The 14,324-nt window shown below is 41.9% G+C and carries 11 protein-coding genes, 1 pseudogene and 1 other annotated feature; of the genes and pseudogenes, 10 read left to right on the top strand and 2 right to left on the bottom strand.

Features of this window, described 5'->3' with window-relative positions:
* The first annotated feature begins 425 nt into the window (after window positions 1–425).
* The 3 genes from AC058W_RS10765 to AC058W_RS10755 all read left to right on the top strand — a co-directional run bounded on the left by AC058W_RS10765 (window position 426) and on the right by AC058W_RS10755 (window position 2,577).
* The gene (locus AC058W_RS10765) at window positions 426–1,163 is read left to right on the top strand and encodes a DMT family transporter (protein ID WP_479390087.1); all 738 of its coding nucleotides are present in this window, start codon (window positions 426–428) and stop codon (window positions 1,161–1,163) included.
* A gap of 309 nt (window positions 1,164–1,472) precedes the next feature.
* The gene (locus AC058W_RS10760; protein WP_117674972.1) at window positions 1,473–1,727 is read left to right on the top strand and encodes a kinase; all 255 of its coding nucleotides are present in this window, start codon (window positions 1,473–1,475) and stop codon (window positions 1,725–1,727) included.
* A gap of 130 nt (window positions 1,728–1,857) precedes the next feature.
* On the top strand, window positions 1,858–2,577 hold the full coding sequence (locus AC058W_RS10755) for an SGNH/GDSL hydrolase family protein (protein WP_118411124.1): 720 nt from the start codon (window positions 1,858–1,860) through the stop codon (window positions 2,575–2,577).
* A 202-nt stretch (window positions 2,578–2,779) separates the two neighbouring features.
* On the opposite strand, the gene AC058W_RS10750 is transcribed toward AC058W_RS10755, so the two are convergent.
* Both AC058W_RS10750 and AC058W_RS10745 read right to left on the bottom strand, forming a co-directional pair.
* Window positions 2,780–3,883, bottom strand: a complete 1,104-nt coding sequence (locus AC058W_RS10750; RefSeq protein ID WP_117845799.1) for an FAD:protein FMN transferase — start codon at window positions 3,881–3,883, stop codon at window positions 2,780–2,782.
* Window positions 3,884–3,896: 13 nt separating this feature from the next.
* A pseudogene (locus tag AC058W_RS10745) lies at window positions 3,897–3,956 on the bottom strand (DUF6783 domain-containing protein); the annotation flags it as partial.
* A gap of 229 nt (window positions 3,957–4,185) precedes the next feature.
* Here AC058W_RS10745 and AC058W_RS10740 point away from each other — a divergent pair.
* The 7 genes from AC058W_RS10740 to rpoB all read left to right on the top strand — a co-directional run bounded on the left by AC058W_RS10740 (window position 4,186) and on the right by rpoB (window position 14,318).
* The gene (locus AC058W_RS10740) at window positions 4,186–5,787 is read left to right on the top strand and encodes an AAA family ATPase (protein WP_118590609.1); all 1,602 of its coding nucleotides are present in this window, start codon (window positions 4,186–4,188) and stop codon (window positions 5,785–5,787) included.
* A gap of 16 nt (window positions 5,788–5,803) precedes the next feature.
* The gene (locus tag AC058W_RS10735) at window positions 5,804–5,986 is read left to right on the top strand and encodes a DUF6472 family protein (RefSeq protein WP_118136154.1); all 183 of its coding nucleotides are present in this window, start codon (window positions 5,804–5,806) and stop codon (window positions 5,984–5,986) included.
* Window positions 5,987–6,217: 231 nt separating this feature from the next.
* Window positions 6,218–6,847, top strand: coding sequence for a uracil phosphoribosyltransferase (gene upp / locus AC058W_RS10730; protein WP_118590611.1), 630 nt, complete (start codon window positions 6,218–6,220; stop codon window positions 6,845–6,847).
* A gap of 44 nt (window positions 6,848–6,891) precedes the next feature.
* Window positions 6,892–7,032 (top strand) — a sequence feature (ribosomal protein L10 leader region).
* Window positions 7,033–7,073: 41 nt separating this feature from the next.
* Window positions 7,074–7,577, top strand: a complete 504-nt coding sequence (gene rplJ / locus AC058W_RS10725; protein ID WP_118590613.1) for a 50S ribosomal protein L10 — start codon at window positions 7,074–7,076, stop codon at window positions 7,575–7,577.
* Between the two features lie 67 nt (window positions 7,578–7,644).
* The gene (gene rplL / locus AC058W_RS10720) at window positions 7,645–8,019 is read left to right on the top strand and encodes a 50S ribosomal protein L7/L12 (protein WP_019163102.1); all 375 of its coding nucleotides are present in this window, start codon (window positions 7,645–7,647) and stop codon (window positions 8,017–8,019) included.
* A gap of 87 nt (window positions 8,020–8,106) precedes the next feature.
* The gene (locus tag AC058W_RS10715) at window positions 8,107–10,206 is read left to right on the top strand and encodes a right-handed parallel beta-helix repeat-containing protein (RefSeq protein ID WP_479390071.1); all 2,100 of its coding nucleotides are present in this window, start codon (window positions 8,107–8,109) and stop codon (window positions 10,204–10,206) included.
* A gap of 248 nt (window positions 10,207–10,454) precedes the next feature.
* Window positions 10,455–14,318 (top strand): DNA-directed RNA polymerase subunit beta, encoded by a 3,864-nt coding sequence (gene rpoB, locus AC058W_RS10710; protein WP_118247503.1) that lies wholly within the window; start codon window positions 10,455–10,457, stop codon window positions 14,316–14,318.
* Window positions 14,319–14,324: the final 6 nt, after the last annotated feature.

The following is a 14,324-nucleotide window of genomic DNA, read 5'->3' as shown; positions in this document are numbered from 1 at the left end:
CTATCCCGCGAGGTGTTTTGGCATGAAAATGCCAAAATCCCGAGACATACCGCGCGAATTTATGCGAATAGCATAAATTCTGTGCATCGCGAAGCGTGTTACTGAGAACGGAGTGAACAGTAACACATTTCTGTGGCGGTTTTTTGCACCCAAATTGATTCCTTGACAAGTTTTGGTATTGCGGATTATACTCATCTCTGATTTATATTAGTGTAGACAGGATATATACGTTATGAATGAGAAAACAAATTCAAACAACAAAAAACGAGAGGTGATTCTGGGAACATTTCTGACGATCATTGGCGGCATTTTGTGGGGAATCTCCGGTGTCTGTGGTCAGTTCCTGTTTCAGAACAAAGAGGTAACGGCCTCCTGGCTGGTGCCGATACGTCTGGTAACAGCAGGAGTTCTGCTTCTGTGCTACTATTTCATCAGAATTAAGGGAAAAACCTTCGATATCTGGAGAAGTAGAGAGAAACAGGGGGGATATTATCATTTACGGGCTGGCGGGAATGATGTTGTGTCAGTACAGCTATTTTCAGACAATCGAGTGGTCCAATGCCGGAACTGCAACAGTCATTCAGTATCTCGGACCTGCGCTGATCGTTGTGTGGGTATGTCTGCGTACAAAACGTCTTCCTGAGAAAAAAGAAGTGCTGGGCGTAACCCTTGCGGTGACAGGAATTTTTCTGATCGCAACACATGGAAATCCTACTTCACTGGCACTATCACAGAAAGCACTGATTATGGGACTAATTTCGGCAGTTTCAGTAGTCATATATACGATAAAACCAGCCAGATTGCAGGCGCAGTTTGATACACCACTTGTACTGGCATGGGGGATGCTGATTGGCGGCGTGGTGCTTATGGCAGTATTTCGTCCGTGGAACTATCAGGTGATTTTTGACGGAGAAACATTTGTGGCACTGGCTTTTATTATTATTTTTGGAACGATGGCCGGATTTTCCATGTACCTGACAGGTGTGAAGATGATAGGCTCCGTAAAAGCCAGTCTTTTCTCCTGTGTGGAACCGGTAGCTTCGATGGTGCTGACCGCGGTCTGGATGAAAGTAAGCTTTACGACACCAGATCTGATTGGAACTTTGCTTGTAATTGCGACGATCATTATTCTGGCGGTTCCGGCAAAGAAGAATAAGAATTGAGTAGCTGCTGTTCGTGCGTTATTATGCCGCTGAGAACGGAGTGAACCGTAATACAATATCTATTTTCGGAATGCCCCAAGTTGTATTCAGATTACATGGGATATTGCAGAGTATGGTATAATAATCTCTATGTAATGGGGTATACATGGGGATGCAAACTATAGCTATTTGCAGTTATTTGTATTTATCTTTCGTATCTTAGAGATATTAAGCAGATAATTGTGTATATGCTGTAATAGTTGTAGTAATTTTTACAGTAAAAATAATCAGTATGAAAATATACTGATCATCCAAACGGGAGGTATTTCGATGCGATTAGAAAAAGTGCAGGAAGCATTAAAAACAAAAAATATTCATTATGAATACACAGAAGAAAATGGATGTGGAAGCCTTGACTTTATGTTCCGTGGTCTGAGATTCCATGTGTGGGAATACGAAGACCGTGTCTGGGGAGCAGAGACAAACGTATTCGAAGCAGGCAGAAGCCAGGATATTGAGGGTGATTATGAAGAAATTATCTCTAAAGAAATCCTCTCATGGCCAGATATGATGCCGGGGATGTAATTACGATATATAGATGCCAGATATATCCATTAGGTAATTATGTGAGAATTCATTCTGAGGGGAGTGAGTACGACAGAAAAAACATAAAATCAAATCAATAATATTAGCAGCAGGCATTGCAGTAATCTGTATGTTCTCAAACGTTTATGCGTCAGAAGTTGCAGGCCCACCAAGACCGGCTGCGATGAAGCCAACATCAACACCTACACCAACGGCAACGCCAAAAGCAACAGCAACACCGAAGCCGACGTCAACACCAGTGCCGACAGCGACACCAGAAGCTGATGAACAGAATCCGGCAGATCAGGGAACGCTGAGCAAACCAAATCATCCCGATACAGTCTCAGCAGACAAGCTTGTTTTCATCGGAGATTCCAGAACAGAAGGACTCAGAGATGCAGTGAACGATGACAGCGTCTGGTCCTGTCTTTCTTCCATGGGTTATGACTGGATGGTATCAACAGGCGTGCCGCAGGTAGAAGATCAGATAGAAGATAACACTGCGGTCATTATTCTGATGGGAGTCAACGACCTCTATCATGTCAATGATTATCTCAGCTATATCAATTCCAAAGCAGCTGAATGGGCTAATCGTGGAGCACAGACATATTTTGTCTCCGTAGGACCAGTGCAGAATGATCCGTATTGTAGCAATACGGAGATTGAGAGCTTCAATGCAGCAATGCAGGCGAATTTAAGTGGTGTTACTTATATAGATGTGTATTCTCATCTGGTATCAGAAGGATTTTCAACCGTAGATGGAACACACTATCCTGACAGCGTATCCATAGATATTTATAACTTTATTCTCGATCATCTGGAAGAACAGAGAAGTGGAATATGGGGATAGTGTACGAATCATCTGATATCTGGCAGCCAGTACGTTATCATATTGATTTCAAAATAACTATATCATTTGCGTGTCTGTGAATTTGATTGTGCAGATAAAAAACTTAACATAGTTGTGGAAAAATTGAGAAAAATAGTGAAAATAAGAGAGCTGCCGTATAACTTTTGGTATAGCAGCTCTCTTATTTCATTTGTGAAGAGTGTCAGTCAGTTTCCGTAACTGTAATTTCTTTCTGGAAGTCTTTCGTATAATGTATCGCATAATCTGAGGTAACAAAAAATGCCTGCACATCATCCAGAGATTCAGCCAGTTTCAATCCATCTTCAAGCCCAAGCGCGAAGCAAGTCGTACTTAGTGCATCTCCATCTACAGACTGATCAGAGATAATCGTAACTGCGATTAGTCCATTGTCATAAGAATATCCTGTCTTGGGATTCAGCAGGTGATGGTATAAAGTTCCGTCCTGTTCAAAACATCTCTCATAAACCCCGGAAGAAACAACAGATTTATCTTTAATATCCATAACAGCGATCGTTTCACTTCGATCCGCAAATGGCTTCTGAATTCCAATCTTAAATGAAGAATCATCCGGTTTTCCACCGATACAGAGAACATTTCCACCAAGATTAATAATTGCGCTTTTCACATCCTGAGAAATCAAGTACTCTTTTAATCGGTCCGCAATATATCCTTTGGCAATAGCACCTAACTCTATGGCAGTGTCGTCAGTTTTTAATGTAATCTCATTATTGTCTTTTCCACCAACAGAGACATTATGATAATCACATTTTGACAGAGCAGTCTGAATCAGACTGTCTTCCGGTACCTGTGGATCTTCAGCGGTAAAATCCCACAAAGAAGTCAGTGGCTCAATCGCAATATCGAAAGCACCATCTGACAAATCAGAATAATAAAGTCCCTTCTGAATCAGTTCAGCCAGAGAATCTGATACCTGATAGGTATTATCTGTTCCATCTACAGGTGTGAGTTGTCTGTGATTTAGTTTATATAATTCGCTGTCACTTGCGGTGCGGCTGAATATTTTCTCATATTTGTCACATAAATTCATACATTCGGTAAGGAGATTTTTGTTCTGAGAATCGTAAATAGTAATTGTAACTGCGGTATTTAGTTTAATCGCGGTAGTAGAAATTGGCTCCTGAGATTCAGAATCAGCGGTCTGAGTGGTGTTTACTTTTGATGAACACCCGGACAAAACCGCAGAAGACAGAATAAGAGTTCCTGCGAGTATTGAAAAAGTACAGTGCTTTATTATTTTTTTTATAGATATATGATATAATGTCATAAATGTAACCTCTTTAATAAGCATGTTTAGAGCGTGTTTGAAAAATTATTTCCGCAATCTGTACGCTCCACTTACAGAACCTGCAACTGGCAGTTCCTTACGGATGCATAGCGACTTTATAGCATATTTTGTAGAAAGTCTTTTTCAAACACATTTATAATGAATGGTGTAATGTACGGATATCACAGATTCAGATAATATTGTTGATAATAATTTATCATCATAGAAACTATATTTTAGTATATCAGAAAAGACATACTCTGCACAGGCAGAAAACAATCTTTTCGGAAAGGAGATTCCAGATGGGAATTTATCTAAATCCGGGTAATAAGGGATTTCGGGAGAGTATACAGTCTGCTATTTATGTGGACAAGACGGAACTGATAGATAAACTAAACGCTGTTCTGGATACCAGACAGAAATATGTATGTATCAGCAGACCGAGAAGATTCGGAAAATCCATGGCGGCAGATATGCTTGCAGCGTACTATGATCGTGAAACAGATTCAAGAAAACTCTTTGAAAAATATAAAATAGCGAAGAGCAGTTCTTATAAGAATCACCTGAATCAATATGATGTGATAAAGGTAAATATGCAAGAGTTTTTAAGTGCATCATCAGATGTGAATGCTATGCTTCTGATGTTGCAGAAAAGACTTGTGCAGGAACTGAAAAATAAATATCCTGAGTTTGTCAGCAGCAATTATCTTGTATTTGATATGCAGGATATTTATGCACATACGCAGCATCCTTTTGTAATTCTGATTGACGAGTGGGATTGTCTTTTCCGAGAATATGAGAATGATCATGAGGCGCAAAAACAATATCTGGATTTTCTGAGAGCATGGCTGAAGGATAAAGAATATGTAGCATTGGCATATATGACAGGAATTTTACCTGTAAAGAAGTATGGCACTCATTCTGCGCTGAATATGTTCACAGAATACTCTATGACAAATCCAAGAGAAATGGCAGAGTACTTTGGGTTTACAGAGGGAGAAGTGAAGGAATTATGCGAAGAATATGGGAGAAGCTTCGAGGAGATGAGTGCATGGTATGATGGATATGAGCTGACTGCAGTAGAAAACGGAAGATTGAAAACATATCCTATGTACAATCCTAAATCGGTAGTAGATGCTATGATAAGTGGAATGTTTGATAATTACTGGAATCAGACAGAGACTTATGATGCGCTGAAAATTTATATACGTATGAACTATGACGGTCTGAAAGATGATGTGATACGGATGTTGGCGGGAGACAGAGTGTTGGTTAATACGGGAACTTTTTCTAATGATATGACTACATTTCAGGGAAAGGATGATGTGCTGACACTTCTTATACATTTGGGATATTTAAGCTATCACTGGCAGGAAAAAACAGTATCCATTCCAAATAAAGAAGTTGCCCAGGAGTATGTAAATGCGATTGGAACTATGGGGTGGAAGGAAGTAATGGACTCCATAGAAAAATCAAGAAAACTTCTGGAAGCAATGTGGAACATGGACGGAGATACAGTAGCTCAGGGAATTGACAGAGCGCATCAGGAAATCTCAATTCTCAAATATAATGATGAAAATACTCTTAGTTGTACGATTAATCTGGCGTTTTACTTTGCGAGAGAATACTATACGATTATTCGTGAACTGCCTGCCGGGAAAGGATTTGCGGATATTTGCCTGATACCACGAAAGATATATGCAGATAAACCTGCGGCAGTTATTGAACTGAAATGGAATAAAAGTGTGGAAGGAGCAATCTCTCAGATAAAAGAGAAGAGATATGTGGATGCGTTGAAGGATTATCAGGGAAATCTTTTGCTTGTGGCAGTAAATTATGATAAAAATACGAAAAGGCATAGCTGCGAGATTGAGAAGTTAGAAATTAGTAAAAGTAAAGAATGATAGGAGGAACCAGACGATGTCCGATGCAGTAAACTGCGAATATTGTGTAAACTACAGTTATGACGACGATTACGAATGTTATACCTGCGAAGTAAATCTCGATGAAGACGAGATGGTGAAATTTATCACCGGAAGCTTCCATCAGTGTCCATATTTCAAGATGGGCGATGAATATCGTATTGTTCGTAAGCAGATGTAAAATATTATTACTGTTCACACGCCACTATCCCGCGAGGTGTTTTGGCATGAAAATGCCAAAATCCCGAGACATATCGCGCGAGTTTATGCGATTAGCATAAATTCTGTGCATCGCGAAGCGTGTTACTGAGAACGGAGTGAACAGTAACAAAATATTCCTTTTATAAAATGCCATCAGGCATTATAATAGGGGAAAACAGTTACAATGTATAACTAAGAGAGGAAAAAGATAATGGAAAATGTTTATATCATGGATCACCCATTGATCCAGCACAAGATCTCCATGCTGAGAAATAAAAACACAGGAACAAATGAATTCCGTAAACTGGTAGAGGAAATTGGAATCCTCATGGGTTACGAAGCTTTAAGAGATCTTCCTGTAGAAGACGTAGAAGTGGAAACTCCGATCGAAACCTGTATGACACCAATGATCGCCGGAAAGAAACTGGCAATTGTACCGGTCCTGCGTGCAGGTCTTGGAATGGTCAACAGCATCCTGACTCTCGTTCCGTCTGCAAAAGTCGGTCATGTAGGACTTTACCGCGACCCTGTAACACATGAGCCGCACGAATATTACTGTAAACTTCCGGAATCCATTGATGAACGAATTGCAGTTATCGTAGATCCAATGCTTGCAACCGGCGGTTCTGCAGAAGCTGCTATTGATTTTGTCAAAAAACAGGGTGGCAAAAACATCAAATTCATGTGCATCATCGCAGCACCAGAAGGACTCAAACGTCTCCACGAAGTACATCCGGATGTGCAGATTTACTGCGGACATCTTGATCGTGAATTAAATGACCATGCTTATATTTGCCCGGGACTCGGCGATGCCGGAGACAGAATTTTCGGAACAAAATAAAAAATATTAAAAATCACTCTTGACAACATAAAGTCAATGTGCTATTATACATCAGAACGCTGCCGAAGACAGTAGGTGCCGTAAGGCATAAGTTGTAAACGCCTACCGAGGACTAAGTATTCTTTATGTTTATGGAAGATTACGCAAGCCTTACTGTCATGCAGTAAGGCTTTTTCTTTACTCATTTGCAGCGGTATACGAAATCTATAAGGAGGTGTACCATTTCATGGCAAAAGTAGAACTTAAACAACCGGTCGTAGAAGAAATTATCAACAACGTGAAAGATGCAGAATCTGTAGTACTCGTTAACTACAGCGGTCTTACAGTTGAACAGGATACTGCTTTACGTAAGGAATTAAGAGAAGCTGGTGTTGTATATAAAGTATACAAAAACACAATGATGCATCGTGCATTCGAAGGTACTCAGTGCGAAGAACTTATCCAGCACTTACATGGAACAAACGCTCTGGCAATCTCTGCTACAGACGCAACTGCTCCTGCAAGAATCCTTGATAAATTCGCAAAGAAGAACCCGGCTTTAGAGTTAATCGCAGGTGTCGTTGAAGGAAACTACAACGATCAGGCAGGTATTCAGGCACTGGCTGGAATCCCGTCCAGAGAAGAACTTCTTGGCAAACTGCTTGGAAGCATCCAGTCTCCGATTACAAACTTCGCTCGTGTGCTTAATCAGATCGCTGAGAAAAACGGCTCTGAAGCAGCAGCTGAATAATTTTCATTAATGCCCAAGGGCACAAAAAGAACGAATCTAAAATAATATTATATGGAGGGAATTTAAAATGGCAAAATTAACAACAGAAGAATTTATTGCAGCAATCAAAGAATTATCTGTATTAGAATTAAACGACTTAGTAAAAGCTTGTGAAGAAGAATTTGGTGTATCCGCAGCAGCAGGTGTTGTAGTAGCAGCAGCTGGAGCAGCTGGAGAAGCAGCTGAAGAAAAAGATGAGTTCGACGTAGAACTTGCAGAAGTTGGACCAAACAAAGTTAAAGTTATCAAAGTTGTTCGTGAAGTAACTGGCTTAGGTCTTAAAGAAGCTAAAGAAATGGTTGACGGTGCTCCGAAGGTTGTTAAAGAAGGCGCATCCAAAGCTGAAGCTGAAGACATCAAGACAAAACTTGAAGCTGAAGGTGCTAAGGTTAACCTTAAATAATTATCTTCCTATTATATATAGAAGATTTACAAGCAGGAATACCAGTGGTGTTCCTGCTTTTTTTACAGAGCCGGAGGGTTACAGACTATGATGAACAGGACAGCAGCAGGGATATTTGGCATTATTATGGCGGCGCAGCTTTGTCTGACCCCATACGCAGGTGTAAATGTACAGGCTGCCCAGCAAGAGGAAGAGCAGTTATTTGAAGACGCATCTGAAAGTGATGGATCTTTTGAAGATGTTTCCGACGCGGATGTGCAATCAGCAGAGAATCCTGCGAATGAATTTACAGAAAATGAATCTGAAGTGGATGGCTTTGATGACGGAAATACGGAGAGCTTTTCCGCGGGAGATGACGATCAGACTCAGAAAGAGATGCAGGAGCTTGTGCTGAATGCGCAGGATGGAGAAGATATCACTGTAAAATTAAATACATTGCTGGCTCAGGCAAGAGACCGTGCAACCGATGAAAAACCATGCAAAGTGATTATTCCGCCGGGGAACTACATGCTTACAGGAACCCTTCATATGTACAGCAACATTTATCTGTACGCAGAAGGCGCCACGATAACGAAAACTTCACCGAGAAAAGAGATTTTACTTCGTCTGGGAGACAGTCAGACATCAGAAGGCGGGTATGATGGATATCGCAATATAACAATCGATGGCGGCATCTGGGATGCAAACTATGAATCGGTGGAAAATAAAGAAGAATCTGGTGGTTTTGTAGGTTTCAGAATAGGACATGCTACAAATGTCACAATAAAGAATGCTACATTTCTTAACAATCTCAAATCCCATTTTCTGGAGCTTGCGGGCGTAAAGGATGCAGAAATCACAGGATGTGCATTCAGAGGCTACTGGAAAGATTATGAAGGCGGCGGTCAGGAATGTATTCAGCTGGATGCCTGTATGCCGAAGATTTTTCCAGGATATCTTCCATATGATGGAAGTGTCTGTGAGAATATCGTGATAAAGGATAACACTTTTGAGGATGTATTTGCAGGAATCGGCAGTCACAGTATGGTGTTTGACAGACCATATAAGAACATTACGATCTGTGACAATCAGTTTGCTAATCTGAGAAAGAGAGCAATCTGGTGTCTGAATTATCAGGATACGGTGATAACCGGAAACGTCATGAGTAATGTTGGTGGCGGAATCTATGTGCGTTCCGTTTATACCAGAAATTCGCACACTCTGGAAGGTCAGGAACTTTCAGCGGCCGGAAACCAGTATGCGGAGAATATTCTGATCGAGAATAACCAGATCGCAATTGCGGATCCGGCACTGATAGATAATAAGCAGTGGGATGGATATGGTATCTGGATCACCGGGGAAATATCTCAGGGGTCAGCCGGAGAGAATAAACCGTCTGAAGATGATGATCCGGAAAATACTGCAAGCCCGGCGGCAAACGGTGTTCCGGCAGGGCGATATATTGTCCGGGGCGTTACTGCCAAAAACAATATGATCAGTGGATATGGGGACGGAATTAAGCTTACCTGGGCTGAGGATTGTATATGCCGGGGAAACACAATAAGGCTTTCACAAAACCAGATGTACAGCAATACGGGAATCAGCGTTGCGAAAGGCAGCAATATCCGGATTTTATATAATGATATGTCTGGTGGAAACGATTATGGAATCTATATAAATGGAACGGAGGCAGCAAAGAAAATCTGCCTGGTTTACAGAAATACCATATCCGGATTTTCAAAAGATGGAATCTGTGCGCTGCGATTTGCAGCAGGAGGCCGGATTGAGAGAAACAGGGTAAGTTCAAATCTTAGAAACGGTATTCTTATTAAATATACAGAAAATAGTATTGTTAATGGAAACTATACTTATAAAAATGAAGGAAAAGGAATACTTTTACAGGGATGTCCGTCAGCGGATATAACGGATAATTTTTCTTCTAGAAATGGCAGCAATGGGATCGAAATCAATGCAGAAAGCGATAATTCCAGAATTCAGGGGAATATATGTGGATCAAATAGCAAATCAGGTTTGTGCATTACAGATTCAAAAGGGATTTCTGTGGATGGAAACACATTTGACAGCAATAAGGACTATGCGGCCGAATTCATCAACTCCCGCATTAACAGCAATAAGGATAATGAATTCAATGAAAATGGTCATTCCGACAATATCCGCACAAAGAACAGCAAAATTTCTGAGGAATAGTTATTATGTACACTGTGAACAATAATAACAAAGACGTTATTGATAAAGAATCGCAGATTTTTATATAGAGAAAAAACAGTAATCCAATTTTTAAAAAAGTATAAAAAAATCAAAAAAAGTGATTGACAGGCGCAACTTGCTGTGCTATAGTGAAGAATGCTATATTATGGCAAGATGTGCCTTTATGTCTTTTGGCAAAAAGGGTCAAGTTATAATAAATTTAAAGAAAAAACAGGGGTGAAACGTCAATGGAAAAAAACAGAATTCGTTCTGTAAAAACTGGAAAAAGCATGCGTATGAGCTACCAGAGACAAGAAGAAGTCCTGGAAATGCCAAACCTGATCGAAGTCCAGAGAGATTCTTATAAATGGTTTCTTGATGAAGGACTGAAGGAAGTCTTTGATGATATTTCTCCGATCGCGGATTACGCCGGAAAGCTCAGCCTGGAATTCATCGACTTTACATTTGACGAGAAAGATGCAAAATATAATATCGAACAGTGTAAAGAACGTGATGCAACTTACGCCGCACCTTTGAAGGTTCGAGTGAGACTGATTAACAAAGAAACAGAGGAAATCAACGAACACGAGATTTTCATGGGAGATTTACCTATCATGACAGTTACAGGTACCTTTGTCATCAATGGTGCAGAGCGTGTAATTGTCAGCCAGTTAGTACGTTCCCCTGGAATCTATTACGCAATCGCGCATGATAAACTTGGTAAGAGACTGTTCTCCAGTACTGTAATCCCGAACAGAGGTGCATGGCTGGAATATGAGACAGACTCTAATGATGTTTTCTACGTACGTGTTGATAGAACAAGAAAGGTTCCGATTACTGTTCTGATCCGTGCACTTGGCGTAGGAAGCAATGCAGAGATCATTGATCTTTTCGGCGAAGAGCCAAAGATCCTTGCAAGTTTTACAAAAGATACATCCACTAACTATCAGGAAGGTCTTCTTGAATTATACAAGAAAATCCGCCCGGGTGAGCCGCTTGCTGTTGACAGCGCAGAGAGCCTTATCAACGCAATGTTCTTTGATCCGAGAAGATATGACCTTGCGAAGGTTGGACGTTATAAATTCAACAAGAAACTCCACTTCAACAAGAGAATCGTTGGTCATAAACTGGCTGAGGATGTTGTTGATGCTTCTACAGGCGAGATCCTGGCAGAAGAGGGAGCTGTTGTAACAAAAGAAATGGCAAATACCATCCAGAACAGCGCCGTTCCATATGTATGGATCCTTGGCGAGGAAGAACGCAGAATCAAGGTTCTTTCCAACTTAATGGTGGATATCCGCCACTACCTTCCGGAGATCGAAGATCCGAAGAGCATCGGTGTTACAGAATCAGTATACTACCCTGTTCTCGAGAATATTCTGGAAGAAAATGACACATTAGAAGACAGAATCGCAGCGATCCACAGAGATATCCACGATCTGATTCCGAAGCATATCACAAAAGAAGACATCTTTGCTTCTATCAACTACAATATGCATCTGGAATATGGCCTTGGCAATGCCGATGATATCGACCACCTTGGAAACCGTCGTATCCGTGCGGTAGGTGAGCTGCTTCAGAACCAGTACAGAATCGGTCTTTCCAGACTGGAACGTGTGGTTCGTGAGAGAATGACAACACAGGATACGGACAATATTTCTCCGCAGTCCTTAATCAATATCAAACCTGTAACTGCAGCAGTGAAAGAGTTCTTCGGTTCTTCCCAGCTGTCACAGTTCATGGATCAGAACAATCCTCTTGGTGAGCTGACCCATAAGAGACGTCTTTCCGCCCTGGGACCTGGCGGTCTGTCACGAGACAGAGCCGGATTCGAGGTTCGAGATGTCCATTACTCCCATTACGGAAGAATGTGCCCTGTTGAGACCCCTGAAGGTCCTAACATCGGTCTGATCAACTCCCTTGCATCTTATGCAAGAATCAATCAGTACGGATTTATCGAGGCACCTTACCGTAAGATCGACAAAACAGATCCTAAGAATCCTCGTGTAACAGATGAGGTTGTATATATGACCGCTGATGAAGAGGATAATTACCATGTAGCACAGGCCAACGAGCCTCTGGACGAAGAAGGACATTTCGTTCATAAGAATGTATCCGGTCGTTTCCGCGAAGAGACTCAGGAGTATGAGCGTCATATGTTCGATTACATGGACGTATCTCCTCGTATGGTATTCTCCGTTGCTACTGCTCTGATTCCGTTCCTGCAGAACGACGATGCTAACCGTGCGCTGATGGGATCAAACATGCAGCGTCAGGCCGTACCGCTTCTGACAACGGAAGCTCCTGTAGTTGGTACAGGTATGGAAGTGAAGACAGCAGTTGACTCCGGCGTCTGCGTAGTTGCAAAGAAATCCGGTACTGTACTTCGTTCCACATCTACAGATATCAGCATCAAGAACGATGATGGTACAAAAGATGATTATCATCTGACTAAATACTTAAGAAGTAACCAGAGTAACTGCTACAACCAGAAGCCAATCGTATTCCAGGGTGAACACGTAGAGGCCGGACAGGTTATCGCAGATGGTCCTTCCACAGCAAACGGAGAGCTTGCTCTTGGTAAGAACCCGCTGATCGGATTTATGACATGGGAAGGCTACAACTACGAGGATGCTGTACTTCTTAGCGAAAGACTTGTTATGGACGATGTTTATACATCTGTTCATATTGAAGAATATGAGGCAGAAGCCCGTGATACCAAACTCGGACCGGAAGAGATCACACGTGATGTTCCTGGTGTCGGCGATGACGCACTGAAGGATCTTGATGAACGTGGTATCATCCGTATCGGTGCAGAAGTTCGTGCCGGTGATATCCTTGTTGGTAAGGTTACTCCTAAGGGAGAGACAGAGCTTACTGCAGAAGAGAGACTTCTCCGTGCGATCTTCGGTGAGAAAGCACGTGAAGTACGTGATACTTCTCTGAAAGTACCTCATGGTGAATACGGTATTGTCGTAGATGCCAAGGTATTTACAAGAGAGAATGGCGATGAGATGTCCCCTGGTGTAAACCAGTCCGTACGTATCTATATCGCACAGAAGAGAAAGATTTCCGTTGGTGATAAGATGGCCGGACGTCACGGTAACAAGGGTGTTGTTTCCCGTGTACTTCCTGTAGAAGATATGCCATTCCTTCCGAACGGACGTCCTCTTGATATCGTGCTGAACCCTCTGGGTGTGCCTTCCCGAATGAATATCGGACAGGTCCTGGAGATTCACTTAAGCCTTGCTGCGAAAGCACTTGGATTTAATGTTGCCACACCTATTTTCCAGGGTGCCAATGAGCATGATATCCAGGATACACTGGAACTTGCAAATGACTATGTAAACACAGAAGATTTCGAAGAGTTCCGTGAGAAATATAAAGATATTTTAGCACCGGATGTAATGCAGTATCTGGATGAGAATAAAGCCCACAGAGCACTGTGGAAAGGCGTTCCGATCTCCAGAGATGGTAAAGTGCGTCTTCGTGACGGACGTACAGGCGAATATTTCGACAGCCCTGTAACAATCGGTCACATGCACTATCTGAAACTGCATCACCTGGTAGACGATAAGATCCATGCACGTTCTACAGGTCCTTACTCTCTGGTAACACAGCAGCCTCTGGGTGGTAAAGCTCAGTTCGGTGGACAGCGTTTCGGTGAGATGGAGGTTTGGGCACTGGAAGCTTACGGTGCATCTTACACACTGCAGGAGATCCTGACAGTTAAGTCCGATGATGTTGTTGGCCGTGTTAAGACATACGAAGCAATCATCAAAGGTGACAATATTCCTGAGCCGGGTATTCCGGAATCCTTCAAGGTTCTCTTAAAAGAGCTTCAGTCTCTTGGTCTGGACGTGAAGGTACTCAAGGATGACAATACAGAAGTACATCTTCTCGAATCTGTAGACTACGGTGACACAGACCTTCGTTCTGTCATCGAGGGAGATTCAAGAAGACATCACGACAGAGAAGAAGACTACGGCAAACACGGCTATACAAAGCAGGAGTTTGACGGAGAAGAACTCGTTGACGTTGAAGAGGACGAAGATGAGGAAGACGACTTCAATGAACTGGATGAAGTTCTTGAAGACAATGACGAAGAGTAAGAAAGG

This window comes from Blautia sp. CGZ-1-C1 (assembly GCF_056504575.1).
This window is presented reverse-complemented; position numbering and strand designations above follow the sequence as displayed.